The 18,835-nt window shown below is 35.9% G+C and carries 16 protein-coding genes; 13 read left to right on the top strand and 3 right to left on the bottom strand.

Features of this window, described 5'->3' with window-relative positions; all coding sequences use genetic code 11:
* Positions 1–104 precede the first annotated feature (104 nt).
* The 6 genes from H599_RS0114340 to H599_RS19840 all read left to right on the top strand — a co-directional run bounded on the left by H599_RS0114340 (position 105) and on the right by H599_RS19840 (position 6,706).
* On the top strand, positions 105–863 hold the full coding sequence (locus H599_RS0114340) for a dioxygenase family protein (protein ID WP_026714764.1): 759 nt from the start codon (positions 105–107) through the stop codon (positions 861–863).
* A gap of 16 nt (positions 864–879) precedes the next feature.
* Positions 880–1,551 (top strand): pirin family protein, encoded by a 672-nt coding sequence (locus H599_RS0114335; protein ID WP_155960790.1) that lies wholly within the window; start codon positions 880–882, stop codon positions 1,549–1,551.
* Entirely contained in the window at positions 1,548–2,051 is a 504-nt protein-coding gene (locus tag H599_RS19845; RefSeq protein WP_051590757.1) for a hypothetical protein, read from the top strand. Before H599_RS0114335 ends, H599_RS19845 begins: the two co-directional genes overlap by 4 nt.
* Before the next feature lie 173 nt (positions 2,052–2,224).
* Positions 2,225–3,412: a phosphoglycerate kinase gene (locus H599_RS0114325; protein ID WP_026714762.1), complete on the top strand. Its 1,188-nt coding sequence runs from the start codon at positions 2,225–2,227 to the stop codon at positions 3,410–3,412.
* 108 nt (positions 3,413–3,520) lie between these two features.
* Complete coding sequence (locus tag H599_RS0114320; RefSeq protein ID WP_026714761.1) at positions 3,521–5,494, top strand: LysM peptidoglycan-binding domain-containing protein; 1,974 nt, start codon at positions 3,521–3,523, stop codon at positions 5,492–5,494.
* A gap of 192 nt (positions 5,495–5,686) precedes the next feature.
* Positions 5,687–6,706, top strand: coding sequence for a DUF4837 family protein (locus H599_RS19840; protein WP_051590756.1), 1,020 nt, complete (start codon positions 5,687–5,689; stop codon positions 6,704–6,706).
* Between the two features lie 23 nt (positions 6,707–6,729).
* Here the strand turns inward: H599_RS19840 and H599_RS0114310 are convergent, their stop codons facing one another.
* The 3 genes from H599_RS0114310 to rnpA form a co-directional block, all read right to left on the bottom strand.
* The gene (locus tag H599_RS0114310) at positions 6,730–8,367 is read right to left on the bottom strand and encodes a S41 family peptidase (protein ID WP_026714760.1); all 1,638 of its coding nucleotides are present in this window, start codon (positions 8,365–8,367) and stop codon (positions 6,730–6,732) included.
* A gap of 1 nt (position 8,368) precedes the next feature.
* Complete coding sequence (locus H599_RS0114305; protein ID WP_026714759.1) at positions 8,369–9,178, bottom strand: DUF4349 domain-containing protein; 810 nt, start codon at positions 9,176–9,178, stop codon at positions 8,369–8,371.
* 63 nt (positions 9,179–9,241) lie between these two features.
* A complete protein-coding gene (gene rnpA / locus H599_RS0114300; RefSeq protein ID WP_026714758.1) occupies positions 9,242–9,622 on the bottom strand; it encodes a ribonuclease P protein component in 381 nt (126 codons plus the stop codon).
* A gap of 126 nt (positions 9,623–9,748) precedes the next feature.
* Between rnpA and H599_RS0114295 the strand changes: the two genes are divergently transcribed.
* The 7 genes from H599_RS0114295 (at position 9,749) to H599_RS0114265 (ending at position 18,801) form a co-directional block, all read left to right on the top strand.
* Positions 9,749–10,483 (top strand): lysophospholipid acyltransferase family protein, encoded by a 735-nt coding sequence (locus H599_RS0114295; protein ID WP_026714757.1) that lies wholly within the window; start codon positions 9,749–9,751, stop codon positions 10,481–10,483.
* A gap of 10 nt (positions 10,484–10,493) precedes the next feature.
* Positions 10,494–11,480, top strand: coding sequence for an acyl-ACP desaturase (locus H599_RS0114290; protein WP_026714756.1), 987 nt, complete (start codon positions 10,494–10,496; stop codon positions 11,478–11,480).
* Between the two features lie 123 nt (positions 11,481–11,603).
* Complete coding sequence (locus H599_RS0114285) at positions 11,604–12,260, top strand: HD domain-containing protein (protein ID WP_026714755.1); 657 nt, start codon at positions 11,604–11,606, stop codon at positions 12,258–12,260.
* Between the two features lie 191 nt (positions 12,261–12,451).
* The gene (locus H599_RS0114280; RefSeq protein ID WP_155960789.1) at positions 12,452–12,847 is read left to right on the top strand and encodes a hypothetical protein; all 396 of its coding nucleotides are present in this window, start codon (positions 12,452–12,454) and stop codon (positions 12,845–12,847) included.
* Between the two features lie 156 nt (positions 12,848–13,003).
* A complete protein-coding gene (locus H599_RS0114275) occupies positions 13,004–14,086 on the top strand; it encodes an efflux RND transporter periplasmic adaptor subunit (RefSeq protein ID WP_026714753.1) in 1,083 nt (360 codons plus the stop codon).
* Between the two features lie 22 nt (positions 14,087–14,108).
* A complete protein-coding gene (locus H599_RS0114270) occupies positions 14,109–17,357 on the top strand; it encodes an efflux RND transporter permease subunit (RefSeq protein WP_026714752.1) in 3,249 nt (1,082 codons plus the stop codon).
* Positions 17,350–18,801 (top strand): TolC family protein, encoded by a 1,452-nt coding sequence (locus tag H599_RS0114265; RefSeq protein ID WP_026714751.1) that lies wholly within the window; start codon positions 17,350–17,352, stop codon positions 18,799–18,801. The genes H599_RS0114270 and H599_RS0114265 overlap by 8 nt, the downstream gene beginning before the upstream one ends.
* Positions 18,802–18,835 lie beyond the last annotated feature (34 nt).

Raw genomic sequence — 18,835 nt, 5'->3', positions numbered from 1 at the left:
TTTTTAACTACTTTACCGCATAAAATCAGACGCTTACCTCATTATTTTTTTCAATAAATCCAATTAAAATACTTTTATATCAGTAACTTATAAAAGCATTTATCATGGAAAGAAAAGATTTTTTAAGAGGATTAGGATTAGTAGGATTAGGATCTGTGGCAATGCCCATAATCAGCTCATGCGGCAGTGATGATGATGTTTCTACTGATTCCGGTGCAACCGATAATACAGAAGCAACCGACACCGGAAGTTCTTCAGGTACAACAACATGCAGTGTTACACCATCGGAAACCGCAGGACCGTTCCCTACCAAAAGCCCGTCATCATTAGTAAAATCGGACATCACCAGCGACAGAACCGGAGTACCGCTAACGATAAACATCACAATCCAAAATAAAAATGCCAGTTGTGCCGCTTTGGCAGGCGCTTTAGTGGATATTTGGCATTGTGATAAAGACGGTTATTATTCTGAGTACGGCGGAACAGGCATGCAATCGGCAGATTTTACTTCGGTACATTTTTTAAGAGGAAGACAAGCCACCAATGCTAACGGATTAGTTAGTTTTACTTCGATTTTCCCGGGATGGTACAGCGGAAGAGCCACACACATTCATGTTCATATTTACAATGCATCGGGCACATCGCTTTTAGTAACCCAAATTGCCTTTCCGGAAGGCTCCGGCAGCGCTGTTGTTCTGGTTAATGCATCCACATCAAACGGCTATACCAAAGGAATGAGTGGTTATACTTACAATGCTAATGACAATGTGTTTTCGGACGGAGTTAGTAGCGAATTAGCAACAGTAACAGGAAGTGTAGCAGCAGGATTTGTTTTAACACATTCGATAAATGTAGCAGGTTAATTTAATAATGCTTCAGATGATACAACAAAAATCAGCACAAATTTATCTGGCATCAGCAAGAGAACATTACCAAAATTGTTGGTCAACCTTCAATTTTGGTAACTATCAGAAAGAAGCTAAAAACAACTTTGGAAGCTTATTTCAATTGGATTACCAAGTCTTAACTCCAAATCAAAAAACCACATTGACAGCTCAAAGTAATGGTTTAAACTATATTTTACCGCTTTTTGGCGGAGTATTTTTCAAAGAAAAACAACAAAATGAAAAACCTATTCTGACAGAATCAGTTCAACAAATTGTTAGCAATAAAGAAACTGCTTTTGAAATTTCAAACCCGTTAAACAGCAATGTGAGTTATTTACAAATTGGCTTTAAAACGCATACAACCACTCTTGAAAGTAAGCTGTTAAAATTTGATTTTACCGAAAAAAACAAACTCATTCCTTTATTTGAAAATCAAATTGCTACCGCTTTTATTGGTCATTTTGATGGTCGAAAGGAAGGCTGTCATGAATTAAAAAAAGAGCAAAGCGGTATTTTTGTTTACATCATTCAGGGAGCCTTTGAATTTGAAAACCGACTTCTGGAAACCGGTGATGCTTTGAACATTAAAAATATTGAAGCCGTAGAATGGGAAGCCTTATCCGAAAACGCCATGCTCTTACTCATCGAAATACCTTTAGTATGAATTACAAATCCAAAATACAACTCGCTTATCGTTTAGTAATTGACAGTAATTCCACTTTTGTTTGGGACAAATATGTTTTTGAAGATACTTTTCAGGAATATTTACTGCAACACCAACAATTTAATTCGAAAGAAAATCCTAAAGAAACCTTCCGAGAATTATTGGCTGAAAACGAAAAAGCTTCTAAATTACATTACCTTGCGGGTATTGCAGCGGCAAATTATGTACAACAGTTAAAAGGAAATTTGTATCGGATAACCGATGCTCTGGGCAACAATTATTTCCCGTTTATCAATTACCGACTGGACATTATCAATACCGATATTTCGGATATGGGCAAACACAAAATTGGGATTACTTTTTACTCCCCCATTTTTACTTATTTAGGAACAATAAACAATCATTATTTGCTTTCAAAAAACACCGATGACACTACCGAATTTGAAACTTTTATGCTTGCCATGCAAACGCATTTGTCTGTTTGCTTTCTAAAGGAATAAAATTTAACTTTTTATAACCATTTTTTTAAAATAAAAAAATATAACTCAAACAACAGTCAGTTTACATCGTTTTCGTTGCAAAAAATTGATTTTTTTGAAATTTTGAAATTTAATAGTACTAGAAAATTTCTATATTTGTTTCACTTTCAAAAAAACAATCTAAAATTAAACTAATGAAGACTTTAAACGATTTTGATTTTAAAAATAAAAAAGCAATTATCCGCGTAGATTTTAACGTGCCTTTGGACGAAAATTTTAATGTAACCGACGTTACCCGTATCGAAGCAGCAAAACCAACCATTGATAAAATTCTTGCCGATGGCGGAAGTGTTATCTTGATGTCACACTTAGGTCGTCCAAAAGGAGCCGAAGATAAATATTCATTAAAACATATCTTAAAAACAGCCAGCGAAATTCTTGGTGTAAATGTAAAATTTGCTTCAAACTGTGTAGGTGAAGTAGCGCAACAAGCCGCAGCTGAATTACAAGCCGGAGAAGTTTTATTATTAGAAAATTTACGTTTCCACGCTGAAGAAGAAGCAGGAGATGTTGCTTTTGCAAAAGAATTAGCTTCATTAGGAGATATTTATGTAAACGATGCTTTTGGAACTGCTCACAGAGCACATGCATCGACTACCATTATTGCTCAGTTTTTCTCAGAGCACAAATGCTTCGGAACTTTATTAGCTAAAGAAATCGACAGCATCAACAAAGTATTAAAAGACAGTGAAAAACCAGTAACGGCAATCCTTGGTGGTTCTAAAGTTTCTTCTAAAATTACAGTTATCGAAAACATCCTTGACAAAGTAGATCACATGATTATCGGTGGTGGAATGACTTTTACTTTTGTGAAAGCGCAAGGAGGTAAAATTGGTAATTCTATCTGCGAAGATGACAAACAGGAATTAGCGCTGGAAATTTTAAGAAAAGCTAAGGAAAAAGGGGTTCAGGTTCACATTCCTGTTGATGTAGTTGCCGGAGACGATTTCTCTAACAACGCAAATACTCAGGTGGTTGATGTAGCTAATATTCCTGACGGATGGGAAGGAATGGATGCCGGACCAAAATCATTAGCAGCTTTCGAAAAAGTAATTATGGATTCGAAAACAATTCTTTGGAACGGACCTCTTGGAGTTTTTGAAATGGAAACTTTTGCCAAAGGAACTATCGCTTTAGGGAACTATATTGCGGCGGCTACAGCTAACGGAACTTTCTCCCTTGTAGGTGGTGGAGATTCAGTTGCAGCAGTAAAACAATTTGGTTTCGAAGATAAAATGAGCTACGTTTCAACTGGTGGTGGTGCCATGTTAGAAATGTTGGAAGGAAAAACTTTACCTGGTATTGCAGCTATACTAGACTAAAAATATAACAATTTTAACATTTTTTATTGATTTATTTAGCTGTAACATCTTAAGTTTGCACAAACGATTTCATAATCGCTTAAAATTAAGCAAGTTGACAACAAAAATATGATTATAAAAAAGATCACTTTATCATTATTTCTATTAGTATCAATTCCCCTGTTTTCGCAAGAAATAGCTGAAAGCAAGGGAATTGCTGCAATAGAAACTAAGCTTTCTTATTTGGATTCTATCAAACAAAGTTTTGTACACGACGAAATGGCCAGCTGTGTAGATAGTTTGTGGACTAAAGAATTGACCAGCTTGGATTTATACAACGACATCACAAAAGATATTGAAACGATAAATACCGATGAAAAAGTAGATTACGAATTGCCAACCGAGCTTTTAAAATCAAGGCTTGAAGCCATGAATGCCAAATCTCCGTTTAACATTCAGTACAATCAGGGCTTAGAAAACATCATCAAATCGTTCTTAAAAAACCGAAAAAAGTCTTTTGAACGCCTGATGTCCATTTCGGAATATTACTTTCCAATGTTCGAAGACGTTTTTGCCAAAAACAACATTCCGTTAGAAATCAAATATTTAGCCATTGTAGAATCGGCTTTAAATCCAAAAGCGGTTTCCAGAGTGGGTGCTACGGGACTTTGGCAATTTATGTATCAAACCGGAAAACAATACAATTTAAAAATAGATTCTTACATCGACGAACGTAGCGATCCATTGAAAGCAACCGCTGCCGCAGCGCAATATATGTCGAATATGTTTTCAATTTTTGGCGACTGGGAATTGGTTTTAGCTTCTTATAATTCAGGTCCCGGAAATGTAGCAAAAGCGATAAGACGCTCCGGAGGTCAGCAAAATTTCTGGAGTATTAAGAATAATTTGCCAAGGGAAACTCAGGGTTATGTTCCGGCATTCTTAGCAACCATGTATTTGTATGAATACCGTAAAGAACACGGAATCAAGCCTAATAAAACCTTAATTCAACGCTTTACCACCGATACGGTAATGATTAGAAAACAGATGTCTTTTAAACAAATAGCCGATTTATTAGACGTTCCGGTTTCGCAACTACAACACCTAAACCCTTCTTACAAGCTTAACGTAATTCCTTATTATCATGATGAGAATCATTATTTGCGTTTGCCAAAAGATAAGATTGGTGTATTTGTTTCAAATGAAGAAAAAATTTACGCTTATATTCAGTACGAAGCCGATTTAAAAAACAACAATCCGTTTAAAAATGCTACGACCACAACTGCCGTTGCAACCGCTGAAAAACCTAGTTTTCCTGCCGGAAGTACGACACAGTATTACAAAGTAAAACAAGGCGACAACTTAAGTACTATTGCCAGCAAATACAATGTTGAGTTGGAGGATTTAAAAAAATGGAACAAACTCAGCGGAAATTCAATTGCTTACGGAAAAGTTTTAACACTTTTTGTTCCTGAAACCAAAACTGCAATTGCATCAGCCGAAATCAAAGAAAAACCTAAAAAAGAAGTTAAAAACGATTCTTTAGCTTCTAAAAACAACAGCATTTATATTGTTCAAAGTGGTGATAATTTAAGCAACATTGCCGAAGCTAATGATGTTACGGTTGCCCAAATTAAAGAATGGAACAAACTTAACAGCAACATTATTCAGGCAGGTATGAATCTGCAAGTTTCTGAAAAAGAAGCTGAAGTAGCTGTAGCAACTCCTGCTGCCGAATTAAAAAACATTGAATACACGGTTCAAAAAGGAGATAATCTGGGAAATATTTCTAAGAAATTCGGAACTTCAGTTGCCGATTTGAAAGAATGGAATCATCTAACAGACAACAATATTGGATTAGGAAAAACATTAATCGTCGCTAAAAACGAAGTTGCCATCAACACCTCAAAAGCTACTGCCGCTTCTTTTAAGAAAACCAAAACAGAGGCTGCTTTACAACACGATTACTTTGTAAAAAAAGGAGATTCCTTATTTAGTATTGCCAAAAAATACCCTGGTGTTACTGTTTCAGACATCAAAAAATGGAATGACATTAGTAATGAAGACATCAAACCGGGAATGAAATTAAAAATCAAAAGTTAATATACTTCAAAAAATCACAACAAAAGGCTTTATTCAACGATAGAATAAAGCCTTTTTTTATTATTTATGCTAATTTTTTGCTGTTTTTAAAAAATTTGGAACGATATTCGCTATACCTTTTTTGAACAAACCAAAAACGAATACAAAACAATTCAACCTTAAAATTTGAATTGCAGTTACAACCGATACAAAATGAATAAAATCCATTTTATATTGCTTTTTATTTCCATTTTTTTCTTTTCCTGCAAACAGGAAATTAGCACACCGGAAAGAATCAATGGAAAAATCAATAACATCTCGGTGATTATAGACGATTTATTATGGAATGGCGAAATTGGCGACAGCATCCGTAACAAATTTGCCTCCCCCGTTTATGGACTTCCTCAGGAAGAACCTCTTTTTACCATTAATCAGTTTCCGGTAAAACTCATGGAAGGTTTTATGACCGAAAGCAGAAACATTATCATCATTAAAAAAAACGCTGAAGAAGACTTTAAAATCACCAAAAATCAATTTGCCAATCCGCAAAACATCTTTCAGATTTCTGCTAAAGGAGCCAATGATATTCTTTGTCTGATTCAAAAAAATGCGCCGCAAATTATCCAAACCATTCATCAGACAGAAATCCAGGAATGCCAATATCTAAACAGAAAATCACTTTTAGATCCTAAATTCTTTAAAGACAGTTTCAATATCAAACTTGAAATGCCTTCCAATTATCAATTAATGGTTCAAAAAAAGAATTTCCTATGGTTCAAAAAAGAAATCATTAGCGGAAACACCAGTATTTTAATCTACGAAGTTCCATTAAACACCATTAAAAACAAAACGAATAAAGTAACCGATATCATCCGAATGAGAGATTCTATTGGAAAACGCTACATTCACGGCAAAGAAGCTAACACCGATATGATTACCGAAGAAGCCTATTCGCCCTATTTTTCAAATATTGTTCTCAATCACAAAAGAGCTTACGAAACGAAAGGAACCTGGGAATTAAAAAACGATTTTATGTCGGGACCTTTTATCAATTACGCTATCGTGGACAAGGACAATGACCGCTTATTGGTTTTAGAGGGTTTTTGCTATGCTCCTTCAAAAGAAAAAAGAGATTTAATGCTCGAACTCGAAGCAATTATAAAATCGGTGGAAATCAACAAAAAAACAGCCCAAAAATCAAAACCTAAACTTTTGGCGCTGTTTAACAACTAATTTTTGATAAGCAAACCGAAAATTTAAAATTTTAAAATTTTGCTATATATAGCGGTATCACCCAAAATGCTTACCGCTTTTTTAATTTCCGAATTGGATTTCATGTAATAACTATAAAATCCTTCCTGATATTGGTAGCGTTTGATAATTTCTTCCAAAATTAAATTCTTAATTTCTTCCTGATTGTTATCCAGTTGACTCTCTTCACTCTTTTGAACTGCCGCCAGCATTTGCTTGTATTCATTAATAATTGCGCCGTCAATTCCTTCTTTTTGAGCAATCGCCAAAGTGCTTTTCAACGATTCTTCGGTTTCGGTATCAAAAGAAATTTTTTGAGTTTTTAAAAACTGCTTGAAATCCTGAAAATCGGCATTGCTAAAGTTTGGAATCTGATTGCCTAAATTGGGATTTTTATAATAATACTTTGTGGCATAATTAAAAATCCCGTCATTTTTAAGTAAAGCATTCGCAATCACACTGGTTTTGGATTCCGGCATTTGCACATCAGGCAAAATTCCACCACCGTCATAAACGGTTCGTCCTTTTCGGGTTTTAAACGAATTATAATTAACTTCCTGGGTTCGAACTGCCAAACCATTTTTGTCTTTGTGCGCATAATCCAAAGCCTGAATACATCTTCCGGAAGGCGTAAAATATCTGGAAATAGTTACTTTAAGCTGTGTATTATAAGTCAAATCGATAGGTTTTTGAACCAATCCTTTTCCAAAACTTCGGCTACCCACAATCACCGCGCGATCCAAATCCTGCAAAGCACCTGATACAATTTCCGAAGCCGAAGCACTTTTATCATTCACAATAATCACCAACGGAATCTCTAAATCTACCGGATCAAAGGAGGTCTTATAAGTATTATTGTGTTTTTCGTTAATAGATTTGGTGGTAACAATTACTTCATTTTTGGACACAAATAAATTACAAATATTAATTGCCTCGTTCAACAATCCTCCGGGATTATTTCTCAAATCCAGAATAATTTGGCTGGCACCTTGTTTTTTGAGTTCCAACAACGCTTCTTTGGTTTCATTAGAAGCTTTTCTATTAAAACGACTCAAAACAATATAACCGGTTTTGTCATCAATTTTAGCATAAAAAGGAACCGATTTGATTTCTACTTCATCCAAAATTATCTCGGTTGTATTCATCTTTCCCTGACGCAGGAATTTAATCGCAATTTTGGTGTTTTTGGCCCCTTTTAACAGCTGGGAAGCATCCTCTTTGAAATCGGCAATGGCCACATCGCCTATTTGTACAATCTCGTCACCAGCTTTAAAACCGGCTTTATCAGCAGGAAAATCTTTGTAAACTTCCCGCAAAATTAATTTCCCTGATTTTTGCGTGATTAAAGCACCTATTCCGGTATATTCGCCGGTATTATTGATCTTGAATTTCAACACATCCTGCTCGTTAAAATACACCGTATAAGGATCCAAACTCGCCAGCATGCCTTTAATGGCCGTATCCATCAGTTCGCCCGGATTAGTTTCATCCACATAATTCGTATTCAACTCTTTGAATAATGTCGTAAAAATTTCAATTTGCTTGGCAATTTCAAAGAAATCATCCTTGAAACTGGAACCAATAAATAAAAAAGCCGAAGCGACTATAGGAAGGATATATCTTTTTTTGGTAAAACGCCTCATCTTAAATTGTTTTTTTCTTAAATCTTTTTCTAATAAAATAGCCTATAATTCCAAAAAATATCAGGAATGGCCAAATACTGATTAAACCTAGCAGAAATCCTGAGAAACGATTAAAACCTGATTTTAAAGCATTCCAAATTTTTGAACCATAAGAAATCGTTGCACCTCCTTCATTAGCAACTGTTCTATAAAACTCAACATTGAGTGTACTATAAGACACCTGGTTTTGCAAATAATTTAACTGCCCCTGCTTTGAATCAATCTCTTCACGAATCGCTGACAACTGCGCTTCTATTTCTAATATTTCCGAAACTTTATTAGCTTTTTTAAGCAGCTCAAGGTAACGATTTTCCAACACTTTTTTTGCCTTCAAACGGGCATCAATATCTATATATTCAGCCGTGACATCACGTGATGAAATTTCTTTAGTATCAAAATAAGAAACACCTTTAGAAATACTTTGCAAAAAAGAATCGAAATTTTGACTGGGAACCCTAATCACTAACCGTCTATAGAAAGTATTATAATCTTTTCCTTCATTATCATTTTCTATTTTCGCCTGATTAGCTTTTAAAGCTGATTGTATTTGAGAAAAAGTAGCTTCAAGATCTGAAGTTTCAAAACGTAAATTTCCTTCTTTTATAATTTTTTGTTCTATGTTTTTCTCTTGAGCTTGGTCTGAATCAGCCTTTCTTTCTAGCTTTGGAGGTAATTTAATAGAAGTAAGTTTTACATTACTCATTGACTCTTCATTTTTTTTACAACCTAAAAAAGCTATAACTAATAGTCCAAAAAGAATATATTTTTTCATATAAATAAAGTATTATGTTAGTTTAAAACTACAACTTTTTTTACAAACTTCAGATTTAAAATTTTAATCTTGTTTAGCAACCTGATTCAAAAATTTCTCAAACAATTGAATGGTTTTGGTATTGATTTCTTCGTAAGACAAACGCTCTTTGGTTTGATAAAAAAACATGAACGCATAAGGTTTGTCCAGATTATCCAACAAAATATGTTTGTTCAGGCGATAAGTTTCGCGAAGAATACGCTTGAAACGATTACGATCAACGGCTTTTTTGAAGTATTTTTTAGAAACCGAAACACCCATTTTGATTTTTTCATTTTCATTCAAGAAACCAGAATGATACACTAACCGCAATGGATATTTAGAAACCGATTTGCCTTCAGAGAATAACAATCCAATACTGATTTTACTTTTAAGTTTTTCGTTTTTTGGATAGTTAAAGCTCATTTTTATGATATAAGGTCAAATTTTTAAGACTGCAAAGTTACAATTTAACCCCAAACCTATTATTATTTAGGAATTAAATAGCACTAAAAAATTATTTACTACTTTTGCAGCTAATTTTTTTTAAAAATGCAAAAACTTGTTTCGTATCCCATATCGGTAATTTACTATTTGTGTTTCGGACTCACGTTAGTCATTTTTCATCCTATTCAATGGATTTGCCTGAATCTTTTTGGTTATCAGGCACACAAAAAAAGTGTCGATTATTTGAACTTTTTTTTGCTAAAATGCACTAACTTAGCAGGAACGACTTACACCATAGAAAACCGGGAAGTAATTCCTCAGGGAGTCCCTTTGATTTTTGTAGCCAATCATCAAAGTATGTACGATATTATAGCAATGATTTGGTACTTACGTCGTTTTCATTGTAAATTTGTAAGTAAGAAAGAGTTAGGCAAAGGAATTCCAAGTGTTTCTTTCAATTTAAGACATGGCGGAGCCGCATTAATTGACAGAAAAGATCCTAAACAAGCCATTCCTGAAATAAAAAGATTAGCTGAATATATCGAATACAACAAACGCTCAGCAGTAATTTTCCCGGAAGGCACCCGTAGCAAAACAGGAAAACCAAAAGAATTTGCCCAAACCGGTGTAAAAATATTGTGCAAAAATGCACCTTCAGCCTATATTGTTCCTGTAAGTATTAATAATTCGTGGAAAATGGTAAAATATGGGTTTTTCCCGGTAGGTTTAGGAAATCATCTTACCTTTGCCATTCACACTCCTTTAAAAGTGAGTGATTATAGTTTTCCTGAATTAATGGAGAAGACAGAAAGTGCAGTAGTAAAAGGAATAAAATTTTAAAATATACAAAATGTCTATAAAAAACATTCGATTAGAAGTTATGCAGTTTTTGGAAAAAAACGTGGCCAGCTACATGGAACAATATTTGATTCCTGTGGAACAAATATGGCAGCCATCGGACTTTTTACCAAATTCTGAAGGAGATAATTTCTTAGAAGAAATAAAAGAATTACGCGAAATCTCTAAGGACCTGCCTTATGATTTCTGGGTAGCTATGGTAGGCGATATGATTACCGAGGAGGCGCTTCCTACCTACGAAAACTGGCTAATGGAAGTAGAAGGAGTTGACAATGAAGGCCGAAACGGCTGGTCAGCCTGGGTACGTGAATGGACAGGAGAAGAAAACCGTCATGGTGATTTATTGAACAAATACCTGTATTTATCAGGTCGTGTAAACATGCGCGAAATCGAAATGACCACCCAACACCTTATCAACGACGGATTTGATATTGGTACCGGAAGAGATCCGTATAAAAACTTTGTTTACACCAGTTTCCAGGAATTAGCAACTTATGTTTCACACAACAGAGTTTCTCAATTAGCCAAAAGCTATGGCGACAAGAAATTGTCTAAAATGTGTAAAATGATTGCCGGAGATGAAATGCGTCACCACCATGCTTACAGTCATTTTGTTAGCGAAATTTTCAAAGTAGATCCAAGCGAAATGATGTTGGCTTTCCAATACATGATGAAACAAAAAATCGTTATGCCGGCTCATTTCCTGAGAGAATCAGGACAAAAAATCAGTTCTGCATTCGAATTATTTTCAGATTCAGCGCAACGTATTGGGGTTTATACCGCCAACGATTACGTGGATATCATGCAGAAATTAATTGACAAATGGGAAATTGACAAAATCGCTGGTTTGACTGACGAAGCCGAAAAAGCCCGTGATTACTTGATGAAATTACCTGCCCGAATGGCTAGAATTTCCGAAAGATTAGTCATTCCTAAAGAATCTCATATTTTTAAATGGGTAGAACCGGCTAGATTGTAGATTTCAAATTTTAGAAAACAGAATTTAGATTTTAAAATTTTTAAAATTGAATTAATAAATTAAAATGTTGATTTTTGAAGTACAAAAAACTTTGAAAATCAACATTTTTTTTAAAACACTAGTATGACCAACACCAACATCATCAGCAAAACAATCACTTTTGTAAAACAACAATTAGCAAATGCCGAAGGCGGTCACGACTGGTTTCACATTGAAAGAGTCTATAAAAACGCTTTGTTAATTGCCCGTGAAGAAAAATGTGATTTGCAAATTGTTCAGCTCGCTGCCCTGCTTCATGATATTGCCGACAGCAAATTTCACAACGGTGACGAAACAATCGGACCAAAAATTGCCCGAAACTTTTTGGAATCAGAAAATATTGCTCCGGAAACCATCAGTCATATAATTAATATCATCGAAAACATTTCGTTTAAAGGCGGAAATTTTGACAAAAACTTCCATTCTGTCGAACTTGATATTGTTCAGGATGCTGACCGATTGGACGCCATTGGAGCCATAGGAATTGCCCGTGCTTTTAATTACGGCGGCTTTAAAAACCGGGCGCTCTACAACCCTAAAATAGCACCAAATACCAATATGAGCGTCGAAGAATACAAACACAGTCAGGCACCAACAATTAATCATTTTTACGAAAAGTTATTGCTCTTAAAAGACAAAATGAATACGCAAACCGGAAAACAAATTGCGCAGCAAAGACATCAGTTCATGCAAAATTTCCTTTCACAATTTTATGCCGAGTGGGAAGGAGAAAAACAATAAGAGTAATTTTTCATGTGTTTTTTAACATAAACTCTGATTTTATCACAACAAAAACTACCTTTTAACAGGTTTTTTGATGCTTTTGCCATTATTAACAAATATTTATTAACGAATACTTGCTAAAATAGTTTTGTCGATATAGATTTGCAACATTGATGAAAAAAGCAATAAAACATATTACACTTTTATGTATGCTGCTACTCTTTGGCAATGGACAATTAATGGCTCATTTCCATTCAGCTAGTTTGCAGACTATTACTTCCAGTCATCATACAAATTCAGGTAAATCAACAAACACGGAATTCTTAAACTACTTCCTTAGTTTTCACATTACTTCATCTTTTCCTGAAAACGATTTATTCAAAAGAAGAGAAATTACTACTGATAATGAAGAAGAAGACGTTGAAAACGCCTCTCCTGAAAAAAAGACAGAAAAATTAAGTTGCTATAGCATTTATTTTAAGCAACAGCCTTCGGGGATCATTCCTACGTATAAAATCAATAATTCTTTGCCTGTACGCGAAGAATTTTGTCATTTATATACAAATAATCCACGCTACATCTTATTCGAGGTCTTTCGAATTTGATCCCCTTTCCTCTTTTTTAGTTTTTTTTAAAAAACTCATTTCACCATATCCTTTGTAGTTGTTTTTAACAACAAGCAAAAGATAAGGCACAGCTGTCGTTTGTCAACCTCAGCTCAAAACGCATCATACCATACCGTCTAAAAACAAATAATTATCATGAAAAAAACCTCAATTTTCATTGGTCTTATGGCCATTCTATGCACTGTTGGTTGCAATTCACACAAAGAAGAAAAAAAAGAAGAGAGGACATTCCAGATTACTAATCCGGTAGCAATGGACACCTCAATAGTTAAAGAATACGTTTGTCAAATTCACTCTATCCGTCACATTGAATTGCGGTCAATGGAGAAAGGATACCTTCAAAAAATAAATGTAGACGAAGGACAAAAGGTTAAAAAAGGACAATTAATGTTCCAAATCATGCCTAATGTGTATCAGGCTGACTTACAAAAAGCGAAAGCCGAAGGAAATGTTGCGGCCATTGAATACAAAAACACTAAACTTTTGGCTGACAGCAAAGTAGTTTCTCCAAACGAATTAGCACTTTCTAAAGCAAAATATGACAAAGCCAATGCCGAAATCCAATTAGCAGCGACACATCTTGGATTTACCACTATCAGAGCTCCTTTTGACGGCGTAATGGATCATTTATTAGCCAGAGAAGGAAGTATGCTGGAAGAAGGTGAACTACTGACTTCACTTTCTGACAACAGCAAAATGTGGGTTTACTTCAATGTTCCGGAAGCCGAATATTTAAATTACATGGAAAGTGCTAACCAAGGTAAGAAACAAAAAGTTCAGCTTTTAATGGCTAATAATCAGGTATTCGATTACACCGGTATTGTGGAAACTATTGAAGGAGAATTCAACAACGAAACCGGAAATATTGCCTTCAGAGCTACTTTCCCTAACCCAAAAGGAATTTTAAGACACGGAGAGACCGGAACAATATTAATGACCGTTCCTCTGAAAAATGTATTAATCATTCCTCAAAAAACAACTTTTGAAGTATTAGACAAGCGCTATGTTTTTGTTATTGATAAAAACGGAGTAGTCAGACAAAGAGAAATTACAATCGGAGCTACTTTAGAAAATCTTTTTACAGTAAAAAAAGGATTAGACGTAAACGATCGCATTTTATTAGACGGATTACGATTGGTTAAAAACAATGAAAAAGTAAAATTCAAAGTTGAAAATGCACAATATGTAATGAAACATCTTGATGTTTATGCCGAGTAACAACCCTTAAAAAAACAATAAAATGTTTAAAAAGTTTATTCAAAGACCGGTCTTAGCGATTGTAATTTCGGTCATCATTGTATTTATGGGGTTGCTTGCCATCAAACAATTACCCATCTCGCAATTTCCTGAAATTGCACCTACCACTGTAAATATATTTATTGCTTATCCGGGTTCAAGTTCGGATGTATTGGTAAAATCAACCTTGATTCCGCTGGAAACTGCCATCAATGGGGTTCCGGGAATGCGTTATATTGCTTCTGATGCTACCAGTGCGGGAGAAGGAACTATTCGTGTTATTTTCGAACCGGGAACCGACCCCAACGTCGCCGTTATCAGGGTAAAAACCAGGGTCGACCAGGTAATGCCCTTATTACCGGACTTAGTACAACGTGAAGGGGTTATCATTACTCCCGTTCAGCCAAGTATGTTGATGTATGTGGATTTATACAGCAAAAAAGGGCATGGAATGGATGAAAAATTCCTTTACAATTATGCCTACACAAACATGCTTCGTGAAATACAACGTATTAACGGAATTGCCAGCGCGCAAATTCTGGGTAGCCGTAAATATGCGATGCGTATTTGGTTAAAACCAGACCGTATGCGTGCTTACAATATCTCGGCCGAAGAAGTAATGGAAGCCATGCAGGAACAAAGTATTCTGGCAAGACCCGGAAGAATTGGACAAAGTTCCGGTATAAAATCACAATCGCTCGAATATGTATTAACCTACCGAGACCGTTATTCTACTCCGGAGGAATACAAAGATGTCATCATTCGTGCTAATGCAAATGGTGAAGCAATCAAATTAGGTGATATTGCTAATGTGGAATTAGGAAGTGAGTTCTACGACATCTACGACAACTTAGACGGAAAACCATCTGCATCAATCGTTTTAAAACAAACCCTTGGAACCAATGGTAGTGATGTAATTAAGGCCGTAAAAGCCAAATTAAAAGAACTGGAAAAAGATCTTCCTCCGGGAGTGGGTTACAAAATCAGTTATGACGTATCCAGCTTCTTAAATGCCTCTATTGAACAGGTAATAGACACGCTTAGAGATGCCTTTGTTTTAGTATCCATCGTAGTATTCCTGTTTTTAGGAGACTGGCGTTCGACATTAATTCCGGTTATTGCAGTACCAGTATCGTTAATTGGAGCCTTCTTTGTCATGCAAATGTTTGGTTTATCCATCAACCTGATTACCCTTTTTGCCTTAGTATTAGCCATTGGTATAGTGGTCGATGATGCGATTGTGGTTGTAGAAGCCGTCCATGTAAAAATGGAAGAAGAACATCTCACCCCTTTTAAAGCTTCAAAAGCCGTATTAGGTGAAATTGGAGGAGCTATCATTGCGATTACCTTAGTAATGGTTTCGGTATTTATTCCTATTTCGTTCATGACAGGACCTGTTGGGGTATTCTACCGTCAGTTCTCCATTACTATGGCAGGATCTATTATCATCTCGGCCGTAGTTGCCTTGACACTTACACCGGTACTTTGTGCCATGTTGTTGAAACACAATCATGGTCATGCCAAGAAAAAATCACCTATTGATCGTTTCATCGATTGGTTCAACAAAGGATTTGAAAAACTAACAGGTCACTATGTGGGAATTTTGAAACACATTGTAAACCGAAGAGTAATTACTTTTGGAATTCTAATTGGATTTAGTGTTGCTACTTATTTTACCAATGAAGCGCTTCCTGCCGGATTTATCCCAAGTGAGGATCAGGGGATGATTTATGCCATTATTCAAACGCCTCCGGGAACAACCTTAGAGCGTACCAATGATGTTGCCAGAAAATTACAAAAGATTTGTGAAGAAATCGACGGTGTATCTTCTGTATCATCCTTAGCGGGTTATGAAATCATGACCGAAGGTCGTGGTTCGAATGCCGGTACCTGTTTGATTAACTTAAAACCTTGGGAAGAAAGAAGCCATTCGGTACATGAAATCATGGAAGAATTGGAAGGTAAATCTAAAAATCTGGGTGCTATCATTGAATACTTTGAACCGCCGGCAGTACCAGGATTTGGTTCCTCTGGAGGTTTCTCCTTACGTTTATTGGACAAAACCAACGGAACCGATTATCAGGAATTCCAGAGAGTAAACAACGATTTCCTTGCGGAATTAGAAAAACGCAAAGAACTTACCGGAGTATTTACTTTCTACTCAGCGAATTATCCGCAGTTAAAACTGGATATTGACAATAAAGCGGCTATGCAAAAAGGCGTAACGATCAAAAAAGCAATGGACAATTTGAACATCCTTATTGGTAGTACTTACGAACAAGGTTTTATCAAATTCGGTCAGTTCTTTAAAGTTTATACGCAGGCAGGCCCTGAATATCGAAGAATTCCTTCTGATTTGGAAAATTTATTCGTGAAAAATGAGACTGGCGAAATGGTTCCTTACTCTTCTTTTATGAAAGTAACCAAACATCTGGGACCTAACGAGATTACCCGTTACAACTTGTACAACTCGGCTGCTATTCGTGGATTACCGGCTAAAGGATACACCAGTGCCGATGCCATTAATGCTATTAAAGAAGTTGCTAAATTAAAATTACCGAGAGGATACGACATTGCCTGGGAAGGATTATCTTATGACGAGGCAAACCGTGGAAACGATGCTTTGTATGTATTCGGAGTAGTATTGATTTTCGTTTACTTAGTATTGGCCGCACAATATGAAAGTTTCTTATTACCATTGGCCGTATTATTATCATTACCGGTTGGATTCTTTGGTTCATTCGCATTATTACAATTAATGGGATTATCTAATGACGTTTATGCCCAAATTGGGGTTATCATGCTTATTGGATTACTCGGTAAGAATGCTGTACTGATTGTAGAGGTTGCCGTCCAGAAGCGGGCTCAGGGCATGAGCATTGTAGATGCTGCAATGGAAGGAGCCAAATTGCGTTTCCGTCCTATTTTGATGACTTCATTTGCCTTTATCGCCGGATTAATTCCGTTAGTAATTGCAACCGGAGCGGGAGCCATTGGTAACAGAACCATTGGAGGTTCAGCTATGGGAGGAATGATTATCGGTACTTTATTCGGAGTCTTTGTAATTCCAGGTTTGTATTACATATTTGCTAAAATGAGCGACGGTCGTACTTTAATTCAGGACGAACATAACGAACCGGCTTCTGAAGAGTTCATGAGAGCTAGTGAGGGCGAAAGCAAACTCAAATTAAGGCTGAAAGAAATGAACAAACAATTGAAAAAATTAATGAAAAGAGAGGAAGACAATGAATAATTCAATTTTCAAATTTATAAACATAAGGTCAGTGCTGGGACTGACCTTATCTACCCTGGTTTTTCAAAGCTGTGTACCAACAAGAACCGTGCGCGATGAAAAAAAGGATTTACCGAAACAGTTTCAGAATGTTGTTTCGAATGATACTACCAATTCGGCTCAGATAAAATGGGAACAATTCTTTGATGATTCTAATCTGAATGCACTTATTGAAACGGCTCTGACCAACAATCAGGAGTTGAACATCATGTTGCAACAAGTGGATATGGATAAGAATGAGATTCAGGCCCGAAAAGGAGAATATTTACCATTTGTAGGCATTCAGACAGCTGCTGAAGTAGAAAAAGTAGGTCGTTATACCAGTCAGGGTGCTAATGATGCCAATACTGAAATCAAACCTGGTGAAGAATTTCCGGAACCCTTACAAAACTACAAAGTAGGTGCTTTTGCAACCTGGGAACTGGACGTTTGGAAAAAATTACGTAATGCTAAAAAAGCTGCCGTAATGGAATACCTTTCTACAATGGAAGGTAAAAATTTCATGGTTACCAGCTTAATTGCTGAAATTGCTGATTCGTATTATGAATTACAGGCTTTAGACAACAAACTGGCCATTTTGACTAAAAACTTAGAATTGCAAAACAATGGTTTGACAATTATTCGTTTGCAAATGCAGGCTGCCAAAGCTACCGCTCTTGGTGTGCAAAGACTGGAAGCTGAAGTGTATAAAAACACCAGCGAACTGTACAATGTAAAACAGGAAATTGTTGAAACCGAAAATAAACTGAATTTCTTAATCGGTCGTTCACCGCAACATATTGACCGAAATTCAGATAATTTTATAGAGCAAAAAATAGATACTATTTATGCTGGTATTCCTTCACAGCTCTTAACCAACCGTCCGGATATCCGACGGGCAGAATATGAATTGCAGGCTGCCAAACTGGATACAAAGGCAGCCAGAGCTAATTTTTATCCTTCGTTTACGTTAAGAGCTGGTGTAGGTTTAGAATCGTTCAAGACCAAATATCTTACCACGATGCCGGAATCCGTATTGTATGGTTTAGCCGGTGATATGGTTGCTCCGTTAATCAACAGAAATGCTATTAAAGCCGCTTATTACAATGCTAACGACAAACAATTGCAAGCCGTTTTTGAGTATGAAAAAACCATTTTAAATGCCCATATCGAAGTATTAAACGGTTTATCAAAAATTGATAACCTGAAGAAAAGCTACGAGCAAAAAGAACATCAGGTGCAGGCTTTGACCAATTCTATTGAAATCACTAACAAACTTTTCAGTGCGGCCAGAGCCGATTATATGGAAGTTTTATTAACCCAACGCGATGCTTTGGAATCTAAATTACAATTGGTGGAAACCAAAAAAGAACAGTTAGCTGCTAAAGTTAACATGTACAAATCATTAGGCGGTGGATGGAATTAATTTCGTCTAAAGTTTGATAGTCTTTAAAAAACAC

Source organism: Flavobacterium daejeonense DSM 17708 (assembly GCF_000425425.1).
Classification (GTDB): domain Bacteria; phylum Bacteroidota; class Bacteroidia; order Flavobacteriales; family Flavobacteriaceae; genus Flavobacterium; species Flavobacterium daejeonense.
This window is presented reverse-complemented; position numbering and strand designations above follow the sequence as displayed.